Raw genomic sequence first — 16,429 nt, forward strand, 5'->3', positions numbered from 1 at the left:
GCACGGGAGACCGGTCATGTCGACGCCGCCGACGCACGGCGTTCTCGCCCGCGCCGCTGTCGTCGCACAGGGCGTATGAGCAAGGGCCAGGAGTGGGTGGGAGCGTCGAAGGCCTGCTCCTGGCCGACCGGGTGCACAGCCGTGACCGGACGCCTCAATCCCCCAGCACCTGGGGCGTGTTGTCCTTGAGGTGGGCGTTCGCCCAGCGCAGCTGGCGCAGGGTGTCGGGATGACACTGCCGTACGAGGTCCAGGAGCCCTTCGTCGCCGGTCGCCTGGGCCGCCTGGGCGAGCAGCTCCCAGTCCAGGGAGACCTCCGACGCCCGGACGTGGACCTCGCGCAGGTCGCGCAGCAGGAGCAGGCCCGCGTCCGGCTCGCCGTCCTGGGCGTGCCGTCCGTGCGCGGGCTCCTGGTCCTGGACGAGGTCGACGCCGTAGCGCCCGCCGACGGCGGCCAGCTCGCGCAGATGGCGGCGGGACCAGGCGGCCAGGTCGAGGGCGAGGTGGTGGACGTCGTGGGCGGACCTGTGGTGCTCCGCCGTACGCAGCAGGGTGCGCACCAGCTCCACCTCGGCGTCATGCAGTTCGCTCAGTGCCAGACCGATCTTCATCAGCGGTCTTCCGTCCCTTCCCGTCGTCCGTCCTCACCGGCCACCGCCGTCGTGCCGCCGTGCGCCGGAGGCACGCGCGGGCGATGTGGAGGCGTGCCCCCGCAACACCGGTGATCCCGTCCCGTCCCGGACGGCGTGGCCGTGCGCATGTCTGCCACCGGGCAGTCACCGACGCGCGCCCGTACGACGTCCCGTACGACGTGGGGCGCCCCGGGACCGGCGGTCCGGCCACCCCGGCGCCCCGGCACGTTCCCGCACCGTCCGGCCGGAGCACTCGACACCCTGCGCCCGGGCCGGGTTCCCACCCCGCCGATACCGAACCCCCGGACCGCGCACGCCTGTTCCCCGGACCGGGCAGGCGGCACTTCCACGGTCCACACAGCGGCCGGGCCCCGGCCGGCCGGCCCCGCAATCAGCGCGTCGCCGCCCCCCGAGCCTCAGCGCATCGCCGCGCGCTGCTCCAGCCGTCGCAGCGCCAGTTCGCACCAACGCAGGTTCTCCCGCTCGAAGGACATCCCCCGCAGCAGCGTCAGATACGGTCCGATCCGCTCGGCGTGCGCGAAGTACTCCTCCTCCGTGCGCCCGTCCAGCAACCGCTGCCGGGTCCGCTCGTAGCGGGCGAGCTTGGCCTTGGCCCACTCCCGGCGTTCGGTGACCGCCGCGCGCACGGCCTCCGTGTCACCGACGTCCGCGCATTGCACCTTGACCAGCAGCTCGTCGCGGATCGCGGTCGGCCGCGCGGGCGGCTCGGCGACGTAGGCCCGCACGGCCTCGAGTCCGGCCTCGGTGAGCGAGAAGAGCCGTTTGTTGGGGCGCCGCTCCTGCTCGACCACGCGGGCCGCGACAAGGCCCTCGCTCTCCATGCGGTCCAGCTCGCGGTAGAGCTGCTGAGGGGTGGCCATCCAGAAGTTGGCGACGGACGCGTCGAACCCTTTCGCGAGGTCGTAGCCGGACGCCTCACCCTCCAGAAGCGCGGCCATCACCGCGTTGCGCAATGCCATCGCGCCAAGCTAGCACCGCGTTGACCAGTCAACGAATTGACTGTGCGGACCCTGGACAAGCCGGACGCCGCCCCCGTAGCCTCACGGCGACCTATTCAATTCGTTGACTATTCGTATGCCCGAGGTGAGCCCGATGCATCCCTTCCGTCAGGCGGTCGAACGCAAGGACATGGACGCCGTGGAGGCCTTGCTGGCCGACGACGTCGTCTTCACCAGCCCCGTCGTCTTCAAGCCGTACACCGGCAAGGCCATCACCGCCGCGATCCTGCGCGCCGTCGCCGAGGTCTTCGAGGACTTCACCTACGAACGGGAGATCGGCGCCCCCGGCGCCCGCGACCACGCCCTCGTGTTCACCGCGACGGTCGGCGGGAAGCACCTTCAGGGCTGTGACTTCCTGCGTGTGGACGACTCCGGGAAGATCGAGGAACTCATGGTCATGGTCCGGCCGCTGTCGGCCGCGAAGGCCCTGGCCGAGGCGATGGGCGCCCGCTTCGACGCCATCGCGCGGGAGGCGGCCGGGACCTGACACGGCGTCCGGACGCCCTGGAGGGGGCGTCCGCGGGCAGGGCGCCGGCCTCAGGACCGGTACGGCTGCTGCTGCGGCTGCCCGTAAGGCCGGTCGCCCTGCCCACCCGCCGCCTGCGCCTGCAACTGTTCCGCCTGCTCCTTGGTCACCCGCTGTTCCGCACCGCAGAACGTGCACTGGGTCGCGTACTTGGTCGAGAACGGGAACAACGGCACGAAGAACAGGGTGAACTTGGTGACGCGCTTCCTGAGCGTGTGCGCGGCGGGGTTGCCGCAGCGGCCGCACAGCAGCGTGAGTATCGCGAGCTGGTAGAGGTATCCCTTGGTGCCGAAGATGATCACTCGGTCGTTCCTTCCCGGTGCGGCGTCTGCCGGCGGCGAGCCGGCGAGGGGCGCGGAGCGCTCACGGGACACAGCCTCGTACACACCGATGCACGGGGCCAAACGCCGGTCCGGGTGGCACCCGCCAGACCGGCGGCGCGGTGCGCACACCCCGCGCACGGTGCGTGTTCACGCCGGATCGGGGCACGCGGTGTGGTGACCGCAAAATCGTGACCAGGGAGATCCTCATGATGATCGCCGGCATCATAGTCGCCTGCGTGGTGCTCGCCGCCCTCGCTTTCCTCCTCCCCCGCCTGTCCAGGCATCCGCAGAACGGCGCTCAGCGCACCCTCGGTTTCGGGTCGCGCGCCGGTTCGAAGGCGCCAGGGCCGCTGGGCCGGCTCTTCAGCAAGCCCTTCCGGTCCAGTTCGCGGGCGCTCGGACGCAGCGGTTCGGCGGGCCGCCGGGCGCGCGGGCGCATGCCGTTCTGAGCGGAAGACCGGCCGGCAGCACGATGTGCCGCTCCGTGCTGTTGACCCGCCCTCATCGGGTACTCGCCGCACGTGCCGAGATCCGCACGGCAGGCCCACCGCCTGTCGCACACGATCGCCAAGGAGGTCGGACATGAGCACGGTCAAGGAAGCCGTGGAGGTCGAGGTCCCTCTGCACACCGCCTACAACCAGTGGACGCAGTTCGAGGAGTTCCCCCAGTTCATGGAGGGCGTCGAGGAGGTCAGGCAGCTCGACGACCGCCACAACCACTGGACCACCAAGATCGGCGGGGTACGCCGGGAGTTCGACACCGAGATCGTCGACCAGCTCCCCGACGAACGGATCACCTGGCGCACCACCTCGGGTGACACCCACCAGAAGGGCTCCGTCCGCTTCCAGCGCGTGGATGACACGCACACCCGCGTGGAACTGGTCATGGATGTCGAACCCACAGGCGCCGCGGAGAAGACCGCGGACATGGCCGGTGTCATCGACCGGCGCGTCAAGGGCGACATGCGGCGCTTCAAGGACTACATCGAGCACCGCGGAGGCGAGTCCGGAGGCTGGCGCGGCCGCATCAAGCCCGGCCCCTCCTGACCCCCGGCGGCCCGGCCCCCGAGAGCCTGTGTCCTGACGCACGGGCACCCTCGGGGGCCTGCGGCTGTCACACGGCGCGACAGCCGCAAAGCATGACAATGGGTGATCGGCCGGTGCAACCTTCTCGTCGCTCCAGGTGTCATAGCGAATATCACCGACATGCACACCTTGGGGGCCGCAATGGCGCGAAACAGGGCAACGAAGACGACCGCGAAGCGAACCGTGTGGGTGGCGCTCGCACTGATGGGCGCCACCTCGGCGGTGGCGGCCGCACCGGCTCAGGCCGCCGCACCCGCCGCCGCACCCGCCGCCTCGGCCGCCGCCGCCCCGGCGACGGCGTGCCCGACCGGCTGGGGCAGCACGCCCGAGACGCGCACCACCAGCACGACGGAGTCGGTCACGAACATCAGGACCGGCCGTCAGGCCTGCTACGACCGGATGGTCGTCGACGTCCCCGGTGCGGGCACCAGCGGACTCGGTTACTGGGTCGGCTACGTCGACCAGCTCCGCCAGGACGGATCGGGCAACGTCATACCGGTGCGCGGCGGCGCGATCCTCGAAGTACGTGTCACGGCACCGGCATACGACCCCGAGACCGGCGAGCCGACGTATCCCGCCCGCGCGGGGCGCCCGCTGCCGGGCGTGGACCTCACCGGATACCGCACCTTCAGGGACGCGCGGTTCGCCGGCAGCTTCGAGGGCGACACCCAGGTAGGGCTCGGACTGCGGGCGCGGCTGCCCTTCAGGGTCCTGGTGCTGAGCGACCGGGTCGTGGTGGACGTGGCGCACAACTGGAACGGGACCCGCTGACGGGCGACGGGTCGCCGCAGCGTTCCCCGGTGCCGTCGAAGCTCGCCCGGCTCCACGAGCGGGGCGAGCTTCGCACCGGCGCCATCCGTCTGCCCGTCTCGTTGACCGCGGCGGGTACGGCGCCGGCAATCGCTTCGCGCACTCGGCAATCCCTTCGTGCACGACGACGAGGACGCACGACGAGGACGCCCGTGCCGCCGTCCGCGCGGCGCGGTTCCCGCACGCGCGGTGCCCGACCTCCTCGGACAGCAGCCGTCCGGCATGAGCCGCCTGACGGCCCGAGACCCGCGACCGGTGCCGTGCGCGCGTGCCCGGGCCGGCACCGGGTCGCACGCCCCCGCCCCCGCCCCCACCGCGCGGCCCGAGGCCCGTGTGCCATACTCGGCCGCATTCTGCATGGTCCAACTCGGGGGATCTTTCGTTGAAGCTGCGCTGTGCGCGCTCCGTCGCGGGGGCGTGGGTCATGTGCCGGGGTTGTCCCGGATGAGTGGCATAGCCCTCGCGGCGCCGTATCTCGACACCGACGCCGACCAGTTGTCGTTCGCACTCGGCCATCCCCCGTACACCGCGCTCGCCGTGCGGGACGTGACGGTCGGCGGGCTCGCTGTGCAGCTCAGGCTGCTGGGGGCCTCGCACCAGGTCTTCGCGGGTCCGATCCAGGAGACCGTGGCCTGTCTGCCCGGCCAGGCCGGGGGCCTGCCGGAGACGGCGGAGCACGAGGCCGACGGCTGGAACTACCGATTCGGCGCCCACGTCCGGCACTTCGCCGCGGCCGAGTTCCGCTCGCGGGTGGCGAGCATCCGGGGCCGGGCGGAGGCACACCCTCACGCGCTGTGCGGAATCTTCCCCGGCTCTCCGGAGGCGGTCACCGCGCTGACCGTCGAGTGGCGCGGCACAGGCCCGAGCTGGCGTACCTGGCACACGTATCCGCAGAGCCGCACGATCGTGGCGACGCACACCCAGCTGGAGGTCCGTTGAAGACCGCCCGACGCATCGGCGTCCTCTTCCTCGCCACGGCGGCGCTCGCCGCCTGTTCCGGCGACTCCGGCGGCAACGCCGTTCCGTCGAGCTGGATCCGCACCGAGTACCGGTCCGGCGGCGGGGGTTACTACGACCGGACCGATTCGGTGAACACGGTCGCGAACGAGATCGACAAGCACACCTCGGCACAGGACCGCACCACCAGCGGTTCCATGGTCTTCCTGCGCTACCGGGACGACATCGTCGCGGTCAGCCCCTACCGGGGCGGCAGCCGTATCGAGATGGACGACTACCGCACCGGCTACCACCGCTGGAGGCCGCACCTGAGCTCGGTGTGGCCGGATCCCGACAGCGACTCGTTCCGGGGCGGCGGCCCCGGCTCCGGCAAGTGACCCGCCGCGACGACCGCCACCACCGCACGCACCGCAAGCCACCGCAGTCCACCCATCCGAAGTCCTCGAAAGGCACCCCGTGGCAGAGATCTTCGAGTCCGCAGGCACTGCCCTGCTCTACGGCCTGGTCGGCTTCGTGGTGATGGCGGTCGGGTTCATCGCCCTCGACCTCGTCACCCCCGGCAAGCTGGTCCATGTGGTCTGGACGGAGCGCAACCGGGGCGCGGCCGTCCTCCTCGCCGGCCAGACCGTCGCCATCGGCCTCGTCATCGACCAGTCCATCCGGGCCAGCGAGTCCGAACAGGGCCTCGGGTACGGGCTGTTCAGCACCCTGCTGTACGGCCTGGCGGGGGTCGTCGTGATGACCCTCATCGCGTGCGTGGTGGGGCTGCTGACGCCGGGCCGTCTCGGCCACACCGTCCTCGACGACCAGGACGGACGCCCGCACCCCGCCGCATGGGTCCAGACGGCCATGTACATAGGCACCGCCTTCATGGTCGGCGCCGCGGTCTCCTGAATCCGGCACCGTGAGTACCACCGCCGTGGATCGCGTGGATCCGGCCGTCGCACATCCGCCCGCGGGGTACTCGCGGGCGGCGCGTTTCCTGCTCCTGCTCGCCGTGTTCGTGTGCGCCGCCTGCGGTCTGGTCTACGAGCTGGCGCTGACCGCGCTGGGCAGCTACCTCATCGGCAACTCCGTGACCCAGACCTCCGTGGTCATCTCCGTCATGGTCTTCGCCATGGGGATCGGTTCCCTGGCCGCCAAGCCCATGCAGCGGCGCGCCGTCGGGGCCTTCGCCCTGCTGGAGGGAGCGCTGGCACTCGTCGGCGGCCTGTCCGTGCTCCTGCTGTACGTCACGTTCGCCTGGCTGCGGATCTACATGCCGGCCATGGTGGCGATGTCGTTCGCTGTCGGCCTGCTCATCGGTGCGGAGATTCCGCTGCTGATGACGCTGCTCCAGCGGATCAGGCGGCAGGAGGCGGGCAGCGCGGTCGCCGACATGTTCGCCGCGGACTATGTGGGGGCGCTGGTCGGCGGGCTGTGCTTTCCCCTGCTGCTGTTGCCCACGTTCGGGCAGTTGCGGGGAGCGCTGGTGGTGGGCGCGGTGAATGCCGTGGCCGGGGTCGTCGTCGTGCTGTGGATCTTCCGCCGGGAGACCCGGCGTGCCGTGCGCCTGGCACTGCTGGCGGGGGCCGCCGCGGTGCTCGCCGTGCTGGGCACGGTCTACGTGCTGGCGGACGACATCGAGGTGACGGCGCGTCAGCAGTTGTACCGGGACCCGATCATCCACGCCGAGACCACGCCGTACCAGGACATCGTCGTCACCCGGTCCACCGCGTTCACGGGCAGTGCCGACACCCGGTTGTTCCTCAACGGGGACCTGCAGTTCTCGTCCGTCGACGAGTACCGCTACCACGAGGCACTCGTGCACCCGGCACTGGCGGGCAAGCGCTCCTCGGTCCTGATCCTGGGCGGCGGTGACGGGCTCGCCCTGCGTGAGGTGCTGCGCTACGACGACGTGGAGAAGGTCACTCTGGTCGATCTCGACCCGGCGATGACACGGCTCGCGCGCACCTTCGGGCCGCTCGCCGAGCTCAACGGCGACGCCTTCGGCGACCCCCGTGTCGACGTCGTGCACGCCGACGCCTTCAACTGGCTGCGGGACGCCGGACGGCGCCACGACGCGGTCGTCATCGACTTCCCGGACCCGGACACCGCGGCGCTGGCCAAGCTGTACAGCGTCGAGTTCTACCACCTGCTGCGGCATGCGCTGAACCCCGAGGGACAGGTCGTGGTGCAGGCGGGCTCCCCGTTCTTCGCCCCCAAGTCGTACTGGTCCATCGCCACCACGATCGAGCAGGCCGGCTACCGCACCACCGAGTACCAGGTGGACGTGCCCAGCTTCGGCAACTGGGGGTTCGTCCTCGCCACCCCCGGCGCCGACGGGCCCGCCCCGGCGCTGCGGCTGGCCGAGGCCCCGCCACGACTGCGGTTCCTGGACGACGCCGTGCTGGAGGCGGCCTCCGTCTTCCCGGTCGACCGCCGCCCGCAGGACGTCCGGGCGAGCACGCTGATGGATCCCGCGGTGCTCGAGTACACGCGGCACGAGTGGCAGAACTACTGATCGGCCGCCGGGGCTGCCGAACGGCTTGGGAGGACGCGGGTACTCGGCATCTCGGCATCGGCGGGAGCGGACCCGCCCGGCCACAGGCCCGGAGGTCGCGCATGGACGGACATCAGCCACCGGCTCACCCGGCGGCCGGGACCACCCGCCGGGTCCGGCTGCGCTTCGACGGCTGGATCGCGGGGATCGGCACCTCGTCCGGTACCCGCGTGGTGGTCGGGCACTGGCCCGCGTCGCCGTTCGGTCCCTTCAGCGACGTGATGCTCGAACGGGCGGACGGCAGGCGGCTCCTGATGGCGCCGTCCCCGGAGATCGCGAGGTTCGTCGCCGCCACCTATGTCTTCGACGACGTGCGGGTCGTCCCGGTGCGGGTGCAGGTCGCCGGGGGTGAGTGGACCGTGACGGCGGCGTCGCTGACCCTGCGGTTCGCCGCCGGCCGCCGTGGCTTCCTCGGGCGTCTGCTCAGCGCGGTGCCGCCCGCGCTCGCGGCCCGCCCGGCGTGGGCCACGGCCATGGCGCCGGCCGCCCGGCTGATGGGGGTGCGCACCCGTGGCAGCGCCCGCGACGGCCGCCGCGAGTGGTACGGCGCTCAGGACCTGCGCGGGATCACCGCTGCTGCCGCCACCTACGAGGGCGAGAACCTCGGCTCCCTCGCCCGCGTGGAGCCCCCCGTACGTTTCGGCTTCGGTTCGACCCCCTCGAAGCCGTGCGTCGTACGCGTCACGACCACGGTGGCCATGGATTGAGGCAGAGGGCGCGAGCGCGCCGCTACGCCCTCGCACGTGACCGTGCTCACCGCGGTTCATCTCGAGCCGAGCCGGGGGTGAGGTGGAACTCGACGTCCACCACACCCTCGACAGCGCGGACCAGGCGGGCCGCGACAGGAACGAGCGACGTGTCCCTGACGCGGCCGGTGAGGGTGACGACTCCGTCGTTCACCTCCACACGGATGGGCTCGACGGGGACAGGGAAAAGGGGAGCCACGACTTCGCGACGCACTTCGTCGGCGAGTTCCTCGTCCGACCGCAGGAAGACCTTGAGCAGGTCCGCCCGGCTGACGATGCCCTCGAGCATGCCTTCCGCGTTGACGACCGGCAGCCGCTTGACGCCACGCTGTGCCATGATGCGCGCCGCCTGGGCGAGGGTGGCGTCGGCGTGGACGGTGACGGCTGGGGTGCTCATCAGCTCCTGCGCCTTCACGCCGCCCGCCTTGGCCAGGTCGGGCAGCCGCCGCAGTTGGGTGAGCCGGTCGGGGTCGCTGTCGCGGAACTCCTCCTTGGGCAGCAGGTCGGCCTCGGAGACGACCCCGATCACCCGGCCCTCGCCTTCCAGCACGGGGAGCGCGCTGACCTTCCACTGCTCCATGAGCCCGACGATGTCCTTGAAGGGGGCGTCGCGGCCGACCGCCACGGCGGTGTGCGTCATGACGTCGCTCACGATGCGTGGGTTACCGTGCATGGTCATTCTCCTCGGCGGGTCAGGTGCGCACGACGGTGAGGTCGAGGAAGTGGGTGGAGCAGGAGATGCACGGGTCGTGGTTGCGGATGGCCCGCTCGCACAGCCGTGTCAGCTCCTCGTCGCTCGCCCGGCCTCCGGCGACGGCCGCCTGGGCCGTTCGGGCCAGTTCGTCCTCGATGGCGCCCTGGTTCTGCGCGGTGGGCGGCACGATGCGGGCGTCGGTGACGGTGCCGTCGTCGTCCAGCCGGTAGCGGTGGTAGAGGAGGCCGCGTGGTGCCTCCGTGGCGCCGTGGCCGGTGCCGGCGACGGGCGGTACGTCGGCGCAGGGGCGGGGCGGGGGCTCGTAGGCGTCGATGAGGCGCAGCGCCTCGTCCACGGCGTACACCACCTCCACAGCACGTACGAGGATGGATCGGTACGGGTTGCGGCAGACGTCTCCGTCCACCGGGTCGCCGAGCCCCGCCTCGCGGGCCGCCTGACGTGCCGTATCCGACAGCAGGTGCCCGCTCACCCCGAACCGGGCCAGCGGTCCCGTGAGATGGGGCCGTCCGTCGAGCCGCGAGTGCAGCGCCGTGGAATGCGGCACCTGCTCCTCGCGGACGCGGTCGAGGAACGCGGACGTCCGGAAGGTGGTGCGGACGCCGTCGGTGCGCAGTACGGCCGGCATACCGGATTCGACGGCGTAGGTGTCCTGGGCCGCCAGGGCCAGGAAGTCGGTATCGACGGCGGCTTCGGGGAAGTCGAACCCCGCCGCCCAGCGCACGGTCTCCCAGGCGTCGTCAGCGGCCTGGCGCAATCGCTCGGCCAGCGGGCGCAGTTCGGCGCGCGTGGGGACCCGGTGGAAACCGCCGAGCCGGACGTTGACCGGGTGGATGGCCCGGCCGCCGAGCCGCTCGAGGAGCACGTTGCCCGCCTGCTTGAGCCGCAGCCCCCTTTCCACGGCGCCGCGCTGGGTGCGGGCGAGGCCGATGGCATCGTCACAGCCCAGGAAGTCGGGTGCGTGCAGAAGGTAGATGTGCAGGGCGTGGCTCTCGATCCACTCACCGCAGTACAGCAGTCGGCGCAGGTCCCGGAGCGGCTGGTCGACGGTGACGCCGCAGGCGTCCTCAACCGCGTTGCAGGCGCTCAGTTGGTACGCCACCGGGCAGATGCCGCACACCCGGGAGGTGATGTCGGGCGGCTCGGTGTACGCCCGGCCCCGCAGGAACGCCTCGAAGAAGCGTGGCGGTTCGTAGATCCGCAACCGTGCCTCCTCCACCCGGTCTCCTGCCACACGCAGCAACAGGGCGCCTTCGCCCTCGACGCGGGCGAGCGAGCCGACGCGCAGGACGCGCGAGCTTCGGTGGGTCACGGCCGTACCTCCTTGTCGAAGGCCGAAGCGTTGAACGTGCGCAGCAGGCGTTCGACGTCGCGGTCGTCCATGCCGTCCTGGTGCAGCAGCGGTACGAGGGCGCGCAGGTTCGGCGAACCGGACGGCCCGAAACAGCCGTAGCAGCCCCGCCCGAACGCCGGGCAGATCGCCCCGCACCCGGCGTGTGTGACGGGCCCGAGGCAGGGTGTGCCGTGGGCGACGGTGACGCAGACCGTGCCGCGCCGCTTGCACTCGAAGCACACGCTGTGGTTCGGGACGTCGGGCCTGCGCCCGGCCAGGAACGCCGTGATGACCTCCAGCAGCTGGCGACGGTCGATCGGGCAGCCGCGCAGTTCGAAGTCCACGTCCACGTGAGCCGCCACGGGCGTCGAGGTGGCCAGGGTCTCGATGTAGTCGGGCCGGGCGTAGACGGTGCGGCGGAACTCCTCCACGTCGGCGAAGTCGCGCAGTGCCTGGATACCGCCCGCGGTGGCGCAGGCGCCGATGGTCACCAGCACTTGGCACTGCGCGCGGATCTCCCGGACTCGCCGGGCGTCGTCCGGTGTGGTGACCGAGCCCTCGACGAGCCCGAGATCGTACGGACCGGGCGTGACGGCGCCGGAGGCCTCCAGGAAGTGGGCGATCCGCACCCTGCCCGCGAGGGCGAGGAGCTCGTCCTCGCAGTCGAGGAGGGTGAGCTGGCAACCGTCGCAGGACGCCAGCTTGAACACCGCGAGCGTCCGAGTGGGGGCCGTGGAGGCGAGCATGATCACAACTCCCTTGTGGAGAGCAGGCTGTCGACCCGGTCCCAGCCGATCACCGGCCCGTCCCGGCACAGCAGGACACCGCCCAGCTGGCAGTGGCCGCAATGCCCGGTGGCGCAGCGCATGTTGCGTTCCAGCGACACCCGGATCCGGTGCGGCGGAAGTCCGCGGTGGACCAGTTCCCGGGCGGTCACCCGGATCATCACCTCAGGGCCGCAGACGAAGGCCGTGGTGTCCCCGGGCGTGAAACGTGTCCTGTTCAGCAGGGTGGTCACCACACCGACCCGGCCGTGCCAGGCGGGCGAGGGGCGATCGACGGTGACCGCGCAGTGCGGCCGTCCGCGCGATGCCGCCCAGACCCGGAGCTGACGGGCGTACACAAGGTCGTCCGGGCTTCGGGCACCGACCAGCAGATTCAGATGTCCGTACGCGTGCGGGGCGGCGAGTGCGGCGAGGACGAGTGGCCGCAGCGGGGCGAGTCCGATACCGCCCGCGACGACCAGCAGGTCCTGGCCGATGGCCTCCCCCAGGTCCCAGCCCGTGCCGAACGGGCCGCGCAGGCCGACCTGGTCCCCCGGCCGCAGCGCGCACAGCGCAGCCGAGACCGGGCCGACCGAGCGGACCGTGTGGACCACCTCGGGGTGGTCGATGCGGGACACCGAGACGGGGATCTCCCCGACGCCGAACGCGTACACCATCGCGAACTGCCCCGGCACGAGGGGCGCGAGCGTGGCCGCGCCTGCGGGCGCCAGCGCGATGCTGGCCGTGTCGGCCGTCTCGGGCCACACCCGGGTCACCCGGTACGGCACAGGGACATCCGTCATGCGGCACCCCCACTGCCGTAGGGGCCGTACAGGTCCAGCAGCCGGATGCGGGACGCGCGCAGGCGGTCGGCGACCACGCGGCCGGCCCAGACCGCGATCGCACGACCGAACTCGGCGTCCTGCGCGCACATCGCCCGCACGGCGTCCGCGTCGAACTCGTACGCCAGCACCGAGCTCGCAGCCTCCGCGCCCAGGTGCCACGTGTACGGCGGGAAGTGCCAGGACCAGCCGACCAGCTCGCCTTCCCCGAGGGACTCCACGACGGCGGCGCGGCGGCCGGGTATGTGCAGGTCGAGGTTGACCATGCCGGACCGGATGATCCAGAACCGGTCGGCGCGCCGGCCCTCCTCGAACAGGCGGGCACCTGGCTCGAAGGAGACCTCGCGGGCGATCCGCATCAGCCGGTCACGGTGCTCGGCCGGAAGGGCACCGGTCAGTGCGGTGGTGGAGGTCATCGCTCCGGCTCCGTTCGCTCGTCCTGCCGCAGCCGTTCGGCGAGTTCGTCGTGCAGGGCCGCGGCTTCCTCGGTGATGTCGATGCCGACCGGGCACCAGGTGATGCAGCGCCCGCAGCCGACACAGCCGGAGCTGCCGAACTGCTCGTACCAGGTGGAGAGCTTGTGGGTCATCCACTGCCGGTAGCGGCTGCGGGCCGAGGCACGCACGGGGCCGCCCTGCAGGTAGGAGAAGTCCAGGTCGAAGCAGGAGTCCCAGCGCTGCCACCGCTCGGCGTGGTCGCCGGAGAGGTCGGTGACCTCCTCAGTGGTGGTGCAGAAGCAGGTGGGGCAGACCATGGTGCAGTTGCCGCAGGTCAGACAGCGGGCGGCGACATCGTCCCAGCGGTCGGCGTCAAGGCTCCCGCCCATCAGGGTCCGAAGGTCCACCGGTGGCATGGCCCGGCCCATCCGCTCCCGCGCGGCGTCCACGGCGTGATGGGCCGCCGTGTCCGTCCCCGGGTCGGCCGGGCGGTGGGCGACGGCGGAGAGGAGTTCGCCCCCGGCGTCGCTGCCGACCCGTACGAGAAATCGATGACCGGCTTCGTCCACGAGCTCTGTCAGCGCCAGATCGAACCCCTCGTCGGCCCCCGGCCCGCTGCCCATGGAGGCGCAGAAGCAGGTGGCCCCGGGCTCGGTGCACTCGGCGACCACCAGGAAGGCGCCCGACCGCCGTTCCTCATAGTCGCGGTCCCTGTAGCGCCCCCCGGCCAGCACCCGGTCCTGGATCGCGATGGCACGTAGATCGCAGGGGCGCACGCCCAGGAAGGCGTACGAAGGTCGCGGCGGGCGCTCGTCGGTCACCGTCAGCTGTCCGTCGGCCGTGCGGTCGGCGCTCCACAGCTTCTCCCGCTCCGGGTGCAGGTACGCCTTCCACGACTGCGGGCCCGTGGTGTGCGCGAACGCCGCGCCGTCGGTGCGCGGAACCAGCCGGTACCGGCCGGCCTCGACCTGGGTGCCCCAGCCGAAGGGCAGCTGGGAGGCTGCCGTGAGCTCGGCGAGGACGACGGCACCGTCCCGCACGGTCGGCCCGATGACCGTACGCCCTTGCGCGCGCAGGACCTCGACCAAGTCGTCGAGTCCGGCACGCTCCAGAATGGCGGTCGTGCGGCGTTGTGACATCGTGCCCTCCGGGAGACCACGGGACTCCTGACTACAGCCTGCGCCCGCCCGCCGTCGGCCGCCACAGACCACCCGTGCCTCGCTGGGGGCCGTTCGGCCCTGATCGGCCCGGACGCAGGCACGGCGCCGGCGTCGACGGGGCGGTGCCGGATGGTTGCCCGCCCACCGCGGCGGGTGGCCCCGGTCCGGCGGTGCCGAGGCCCGCGAGGCAACCGACTGCTCGCCCGGGGCCGGGGGCCCGGGGCGGATCCCGCTCCGCCCGTCACCGCGTCCGCCACGGCCTGCAGCACGCCGTCACGGTCGTGTGGGCGCCGGGGCTCCCCCAGACGGTGAGTTCCGTACGGGCTTCCGCTTCGCGGTTCCCCGTCCGGCCCGAGCTCGCCCGCCGTGCGGTGCGGGTACGGCCGCGGGCCGACGCCCTGGAAGGGGGCCGATGACCTCGAAGTGCCGGGTGCGCCACTGGTTCACGTCCGCTCCTCGCTCGCGGCGTGCCGTACGACGTCCTCCTCGACGGCGCGTGCCAACTCGTCCACCCGAGCCGCCACCGGAGCGGACAGGCCCCTGCCCAGCGACCGGTCGGCGCCCTCGACCGCGTACACCACGAGCCGACTCGGCAGCCGGCCCAGGACGCGGGACAGCTCGACGGCCTCACCCAGTCCCAGCCCGTGGGAGCTCGTGGTCGACGTCCGGGCGGGTCGTGTGTCCTCCAGGGCGAGCCGGTGGACGCGCCCGGGGTGGGGCGGTTCGGCATGTGCGGCGTCGATCACCACCGCGAGTCCGGCGTTCTCCCACAGGCCCAGCAGCCGGGCCGGGTCGCCCTCGCAGTTCTCCAGGACCGCGCCGGGCGGCAGCGGGCGGTCGGCCGCGCGCTCTGCGAGGCGTGCTGTCACGGCCCGGCCCACGCCGTCGTCGTGGCGGAACTCGTTCCCGACTCCGATGACCATGATTCGGGAGGCGACGGACATCCTTGCCGCTCCTTCCTCCGACCTACCCGGCCATCCTAGGACCTTCCGGACAGGCAGGGACCAGCCGTGGGGCGCGCGGCGAAGGGACAAGCCCCGGGCCGTGCGACCGGGCCGCCGCCGTGGCCTGGCGGCGCCCGGCGGCAGGGGTGAGGCTGGAAACACAGTGACGGACAGGCGAAGGGGAGATCACTGGAGGTGCCATGAGTGGTGCGGATGGGCGTCGGGCGGTCGTGGTGGGCGTCGACCCGGACCCCTCGAAGCGGCCGGCACTCGCCTGGGCCGCCGACGAAGCGGACCGGCGCGGCCTGCCGCTGCGGCTCGTCCACGCCCAAGGTGTGCCGACCGGCGGATACCGGTCCGGGGATGTACGGCCGTCCTGGGAGGAGTGGAACCGGGCGCTGCACGGGCTGGGTGATCAGGTGCTCAAGGAGGCGGTCGCCTTCGTCGAATCCCGGCGCCCGGCGGTGCAGGTGACGGCACTGCTGGCGGAAGGAGAGCCGGCGTGGGTCCTGCGTGAGGAGGCTCGGGGCGCCGCGCTGGTCGTGGTGGGCTCCTGGCATCTGAGCCGGTGGCGCGAGATGCGCTCCTCCGCCTCCGTGGTGCTGCCGCTCACCGTTCACGCTCCCTGCCCGGTGGTGGTCGTACCGGAGCCGGAGCACGGCACCCAGGAGCCCGGGTGCTTCGTGGTCGGCGTCGACGGCAGTCCGCATGCGGCCGCGGCAGTGGACATGGCCTTCGAGGAGGCGGCCCTGCGAGGAGCGCTCCTGCGGGCCCTGTACGTGTGGCACCGGCCGTTGCTGGGCGTTCTGGACGAGGACGCCGCGGTGCGGGAGAGCCGCCGCGTGCTGTCCGAGACGGTCGCGGGCCGCACCGCGACGTACCCGCAGGTGGAGCTGCGTCACGAAGTCGTGCGCGGCCACCCGGTGCAGGTCCTGACGGAAGCCTCGGAACACGCCTTGGGCCTGGTCGTGGGAACCCGCGGACGCGGAGGGTTCACGGGCATGCAGCTGGGCTCGGTGACCCAGGGAGTACTGCATCATGCCCGCTGCCCGGTCATCACGGTCCCGGTGTGAGGCGGCGAACGGCCCCGGAGCCGTGTTCACCGCGTCCCCGTTCTCGCCCGCCGGCCCTCCCACGGCGAGTGCTCCGCCACCCGCCGTGGAGTCCGTGACGACCCCGGAGGCCGTCCGCGAAACCCGGCCGGTTCCAGAGAAAACGAAACCTCCGTCACCCTACGGGCGCGGCTGATGCGGCCCGGTACGGCCCCGGTGGTGCCGGGTGGAGGGGGACACGAGGCGGTCGGTGCCGCGTCCGGATCCGGGCGGCGTGCCCCGGTGGTGCTGGAACTCTCCGCCGACGACGTCCTCACCGCGCTGGGCACGTCACGGCGCGGCCTGTCGAAGGCGCGGGCACGGGCCGGGCTGGAGAAGTACGGGGCCAACGAAATGCCGCGTGCGGGACGCCGTGCCGTGTGGCGGCAGCTGGGGGCGCAGTTCACGGACCTCTTCGCGGTGGTGCTGATCGTCGCCTCGGGGATCACCTTCCTGGCCTTCGGGCTTCAGGAGCCGCGCGATGCCGGCACCCTCCAGCTCGCCGT

21 protein-coding genes are annotated in these 16,429 nt (G+C 72.2%); 11 read left to right on the plus strand and 10 right to left on the minus strand.

Annotation, left to right across the window (positions count from 1 at the left end):
• Positions 1 to 154 precede the first annotated feature (154 nt).
• Both ACIHCM_RS26845 and ACIHCM_RS26850 read right to left on the minus strand, forming a co-directional pair.
• Positions 155 to 610 carry a hypothetical protein gene (locus ACIHCM_RS26845; protein ID WP_399900781.1) on the minus strand — a complete coding sequence of 152 codons (456 nt, stop codon included), beginning with the start codon at positions 608 to 610 and terminating at the stop codon, positions 155 to 157.
• A 437-nt stretch (positions 611 to 1,047) separates the two neighbouring features.
• On the minus strand, positions 1,048 to 1,611 hold the full coding sequence (locus tag ACIHCM_RS26850; protein ID WP_399900785.1) for a PadR family transcriptional regulator: 564 nt from the start codon (positions 1,609 to 1,611) through the stop codon (positions 1,048 to 1,050).
• 133 nt (positions 1,612 to 1,744) lie between these two features.
• On the opposite strand from ACIHCM_RS26850, the gene ACIHCM_RS26855 reads away from it, so the two are divergent.
• On the plus strand, positions 1,745 to 2,137 hold the full coding sequence (locus tag ACIHCM_RS26855) for a nuclear transport factor 2 family protein (RefSeq protein ID WP_399900788.1): 393 nt from the start codon (positions 1,745 to 1,747) through the stop codon (positions 2,135 to 2,137).
• A 50-nt stretch (positions 2,138 to 2,187) separates the two neighbouring features.
• On the opposite strand, the gene ACIHCM_RS26860 is transcribed toward ACIHCM_RS26855, so the two are convergent.
• Positions 2,188 to 2,478 carry a zinc-ribbon domain-containing protein gene (locus ACIHCM_RS26860; RefSeq protein WP_399900791.1) on the minus strand — a complete coding sequence of 97 codons (291 nt, stop codon included), beginning with the start codon at positions 2,476 to 2,478 and terminating at the stop codon, positions 2,188 to 2,190.
• A 227-nt stretch (positions 2,479 to 2,705) separates the two neighbouring features.
• Between ACIHCM_RS26860 and ACIHCM_RS26865 the strand changes: the two genes are divergently transcribed.
• The 8 genes from ACIHCM_RS26865 to ACIHCM_RS26900 all read left to right on the plus strand — a co-directional run bounded on the left by ACIHCM_RS26865 (position 2,706) and on the right by ACIHCM_RS26900 (position 8,601).
• Entirely contained in the window at positions 2,706 to 2,948 is a 243-nt protein-coding gene (locus tag ACIHCM_RS26865; RefSeq protein ID WP_393111291.1) for a DUF6411 family protein, read from the plus strand.
• A 133-nt stretch (positions 2,949 to 3,081) separates the two neighbouring features.
• Positions 3,082 to 3,546, plus strand: coding sequence for an SRPBCC family protein (locus ACIHCM_RS26870; protein ID WP_399900793.1), 465 nt, complete (start codon positions 3,082 to 3,084; stop codon positions 3,544 to 3,546).
• 243 nt (positions 3,547 to 3,789) lie between these two features.
• Positions 3,790 to 4,356: a hypothetical protein gene (locus ACIHCM_RS26875; RefSeq protein WP_399900860.1), complete on the plus strand. Its 567-nt coding sequence runs from the start codon at positions 3,790 to 3,792 to the stop codon at positions 4,354 to 4,356.
• 483 nt (positions 4,357 to 4,839) lie between these two features.
• A complete protein-coding gene (locus tag ACIHCM_RS26880; RefSeq protein ID WP_399900795.1) occupies positions 4,840 to 5,334 on the plus strand; it encodes a DUF2617 family protein in 495 nt (164 codons plus the stop codon).
• A complete protein-coding gene (locus ACIHCM_RS26885; RefSeq protein ID WP_399900799.1) occupies positions 5,331 to 5,729 on the plus strand; it encodes a DUF4247 domain-containing protein in 399 nt (132 codons plus the stop codon). Before ACIHCM_RS26880 ends, ACIHCM_RS26885 begins: the two co-directional genes overlap by 4 nt.
• A gap of 79 nt (positions 5,730 to 5,808) precedes the next feature.
• On the plus strand, positions 5,809 to 6,246 hold the full coding sequence (locus ACIHCM_RS26890) for a DUF350 domain-containing protein (protein WP_365450312.1): 438 nt from the start codon (positions 5,809 to 5,811) through the stop codon (positions 6,244 to 6,246).
• A gap of 10 nt (positions 6,247 to 6,256) precedes the next feature.
• Positions 6,257 to 7,855 (plus strand): polyamine aminopropyltransferase, encoded by a 1,599-nt coding sequence (locus ACIHCM_RS26895; protein WP_399900803.1) that lies wholly within the window; start codon positions 6,257 to 6,259, stop codon positions 7,853 to 7,855.
• Between the two features lie 101 nt (positions 7,856 to 7,956).
• On the plus strand, positions 7,957 to 8,601 hold the full coding sequence (locus ACIHCM_RS26900; RefSeq protein WP_399900805.1) for a hypothetical protein: 645 nt from the start codon (positions 7,957 to 7,959) through the stop codon (positions 8,599 to 8,601).
• 46 nt (positions 8,602 to 8,647) lie between these two features.
• Here the strand turns inward: ACIHCM_RS26900 and ACIHCM_RS26905 are convergent, their stop codons facing one another.
• From ACIHCM_RS26905 to ACIHCM_RS26935, 7 genes are all read right to left on the minus strand, one after another.
• Positions 8,648 to 9,313, minus strand: coding sequence for a CBS domain-containing protein (locus tag ACIHCM_RS26905; protein ID WP_399900808.1), 666 nt, complete (start codon positions 9,311 to 9,313; stop codon positions 8,648 to 8,650).
• Between the two features lie 19 nt (positions 9,314 to 9,332).
• Positions 9,333 to 10,664, minus strand: a complete 1,332-nt coding sequence (locus ACIHCM_RS26910; protein WP_399900811.1) for a Ni/Fe hydrogenase subunit alpha — start codon at positions 10,662 to 10,664, stop codon at positions 9,333 to 9,335.
• Positions 10,661 to 11,431: an oxidoreductase gene (locus tag ACIHCM_RS26915; protein ID WP_399900814.1), complete on the minus strand. Its 771-nt coding sequence runs from the start codon at positions 11,429 to 11,431 to the stop codon at positions 10,661 to 10,663. The genes ACIHCM_RS26910 and ACIHCM_RS26915 overlap by 4 nt, the downstream gene beginning before the upstream one ends.
• A gap of 2 nt (positions 11,432 to 11,433) precedes the next feature.
• Entirely contained in the window at positions 11,434 to 12,252 is an 819-nt protein-coding gene (locus ACIHCM_RS26920) for an FAD/NAD(P)-binding protein (RefSeq protein ID WP_399900817.1), read from the minus strand.
• Positions 12,249 to 12,707 (minus strand): Crp/Fnr family transcriptional regulator, encoded by a 459-nt coding sequence (locus ACIHCM_RS26925; RefSeq protein ID WP_399900820.1) that lies wholly within the window; start codon positions 12,705 to 12,707, stop codon positions 12,249 to 12,251. Before ACIHCM_RS26925 ends, ACIHCM_RS26920 begins: the two co-directional genes overlap by 4 nt.
• Complete coding sequence (locus ACIHCM_RS26930; protein ID WP_399900823.1) at positions 12,704 to 13,867, minus strand: 4Fe-4S dicluster domain-containing protein; 1,164 nt, start codon at positions 13,865 to 13,867, stop codon at positions 12,704 to 12,706. The genes ACIHCM_RS26925 and ACIHCM_RS26930 overlap by 4 nt, the downstream gene beginning before the upstream one ends.
• A 464-nt stretch (positions 13,868 to 14,331) precedes the next feature.
• Complete coding sequence (locus ACIHCM_RS26935) at positions 14,332 to 14,832, minus strand: hydrogenase maturation protease (protein ID WP_399900826.1); 501 nt, start codon at positions 14,830 to 14,832, stop codon at positions 14,332 to 14,334.
• Between the two features lie 200 nt (positions 14,833 to 15,032).
• Here ACIHCM_RS26935 and ACIHCM_RS26940 point away from each other — a divergent pair, with 200 nt between their 5' ends.
• Positions 15,033 to 15,905, plus strand: coding sequence for a universal stress protein (locus ACIHCM_RS26940; RefSeq protein WP_399900829.1), 873 nt, complete (start codon positions 15,033 to 15,035; stop codon positions 15,903 to 15,905).
• Positions 15,906 to 16,079: 174 nt separating this feature from the next.
• Positions 16,080 to 16,429, plus strand: a 350-nt coding sequence (locus ACIHCM_RS26945) for a cation-transporting P-type ATPase (protein ID WP_399900831.1), incomplete at its 3' end; no start/stop codon positions are given.

The sequence above is a fragment of the Streptomyces sp. NPDC052023 genome, assembly GCF_044548465.1.
Taxonomy (GTDB): domain Bacteria; phylum Actinomycetota; class Actinomycetes; order Streptomycetales; family Streptomycetaceae; genus Streptomyces.

What these genes read in the sequence shown, in the direction of transcription:
- ACIHCM_RS26935 (WP_399900826.1), bottom strand. Translation starts at nt 14,832, where the DNA reads ATGTCCGTCGCCTCCCGAATCATGGTCATCGGAGTCGGGAACGAGTTC.
- ACIHCM_RS26920 (WP_399900817.1), bottom strand. Translation starts at nt 12,252, where the DNA reads ATGACGGATGTCCCTGTGCCGTACCGGGTGACCCGGGTGTGGCCCGAG.
- ACIHCM_RS26905 (WP_399900808.1), bottom strand. Translation starts at nt 9,313, where the DNA reads ATGCACGGTAACCCACGCATCGTGAGCGACGTCATGACGCACACCGCC.
- ACIHCM_RS26915 (WP_399900814.1), bottom strand. Translation starts at nt 11,431, where the DNA reads ATGCTCGCCTCCACGGCCCCCACTCGGACGCTCGCGGTGTTCAAGCTG.
- ACIHCM_RS26875 (WP_399900860.1), top strand. Translation starts at nt 3,790, where the DNA reads ATGGGCGCCACCTCGGCGGTGGCGGCCGCACCGGCTCAGGCCGCCGCA.
- ACIHCM_RS26870 (WP_399900793.1), top strand. Translation starts at nt 3,082, where the DNA reads ATGAGCACGGTCAAGGAAGCCGTGGAGGTCGAGGTCCCTCTGCACACC.
- ACIHCM_RS26900 (WP_399900805.1), top strand. Translation starts at nt 7,957, where the DNA reads ATGGACGGACATCAGCCACCGGCTCACCCGGCGGCCGGGACCACCCGC.
- ACIHCM_RS26845 (WP_399900781.1), bottom strand. Translation starts at nt 610, where the DNA reads ATGAAGATCGGTCTGGCACTGAGCGAACTGCATGACGCCGAGGTGGAG.
- ACIHCM_RS26930 (WP_399900823.1), bottom strand. Translation starts at nt 13,867, where the DNA reads ATGTCACAACGCCGCACGACCGCCATTCTGGAGCGTGCCGGACTCGAC.
- ACIHCM_RS26855 (WP_399900788.1), top strand. Translation starts at nt 1,745, where the DNA reads ATGCATCCCTTCCGTCAGGCGGTCGAACGCAAGGACATGGACGCCGTG.
- ACIHCM_RS26880 (WP_399900795.1), top strand. Translation starts at nt 4,840, where the DNA reads ATGAGTGGCATAGCCCTCGCGGCGCCGTATCTCGACACCGACGCCGAC.
- ACIHCM_RS26865 (WP_393111291.1), top strand. Translation starts at nt 2,706, where the DNA reads ATGATGATCGCCGGCATCATAGTCGCCTGCGTGGTGCTCGCCGCCCTC.
- ACIHCM_RS26850 (WP_399900785.1), bottom strand. Translation starts at nt 1,611, where the DNA reads ATGGCATTGCGCAACGCGGTGATGGCCGCGCTTCTGGAGGGTGAGGCG.
- ACIHCM_RS26940 (WP_399900829.1), top strand. Translation starts at nt 15,033, where the DNA reads ATGAGTGGTGCGGATGGGCGTCGGGCGGTCGTGGTGGGCGTCGACCCG.
- ACIHCM_RS26925 (WP_399900820.1), bottom strand. Translation starts at nt 12,707, where the DNA reads ATGACCTCCACCACCGCACTGACCGGTGCCCTTCCGGCCGAGCACCGT.